Here is a 791-nt window from a genome sequence, read left to right as displayed (position 1 = left end):
CGCCGGATCGGCGAGGGGCCGAAGTGCCCCATGTCGGCGTAGAGCGCCTCGGCCCCCGTGATGGTGAGCACGACGGCGCCCATCGCGACGAACGCGATGAACGGGTGCTCGACGACGAACCCGACCGCGTAGGTGGGCGACAGCGCCGCCAGCACGGACGGGTTCGCCACGATGTGCGGCACCCCCAGCCCGGCGAGCACGACGAACCACAGCGCCATCACCGGCCCGAACGCCCGCCCGACGCTCTCGGTGCCCCACCGCTGGATGGCGAACAGTGCCGTGAGCACGACGACGGACAGCGGCAGCACGAGCTTCTCGAACCCCGGGTCGACGACGACGACACCCTCGATCGAGGACATCACGGAGATCGCCGGGGTGATGAGGCTGTCGCCGTAGAACAGCGCCGCACCGACCATGCCCAGCGCGAGCACCGCGGCGAGCGGCCGTCGGTCGGTGAGCTTGTCCCGCAGCAGCGCGACGAGCGCGAGGATGCCGCCCTCGCCGTCGTTGTCGGCCCGCATGATGAGCGCGACGTACTTGATCGACACGACGATCGTGATCGCCCAGAACACCATCGAGATGACGCCGAAGACGTCCACCGGGGTGGGCTGCACGCTGTTGTGGTCGATGCTGAACACGGTCTGCAGCGAGTACAGCGGGCTGGTCCCGATGTCCCCGAAGACCACGCCGAGCGCCCCGAACGCCAGCGCGACCCGGGTGCCCTGCCGGTGCGTGGGCTCGTCCGCGCCCTGCGTCTGGGGCGCCGGCGCGGCCGCCCCGCCCGACGCGGC

1 protein-coding gene is annotated in these 791 nt (G+C 71.4%); it reads right to left on the bottom strand.

Annotation, left to right across the window (positions count from 1 at the left end; all coding sequences use genetic code 11):
• Window positions 1-791: KUP/HAK/KT family potassium transporter (locus F2B26_RS16520; RefSeq protein ID WP_438939216.1), on the bottom strand; the 791-nt coding region annotated here is incomplete at both ends.

The sequence above is a fragment of the Cellulomonas citrea genome, assembly GCF_009829685.1.
In the GTDB taxonomy this organism is placed as follows: domain Bacteria; phylum Actinomycetota; class Actinomycetes; order Actinomycetales; family Cellulomonadaceae; genus Cellulomonas; species Cellulomonas citrea.
Note: the sequence above shows the minus strand (reverse complement) of the source record. Positions and strands in the feature narration are given on the sequence as shown.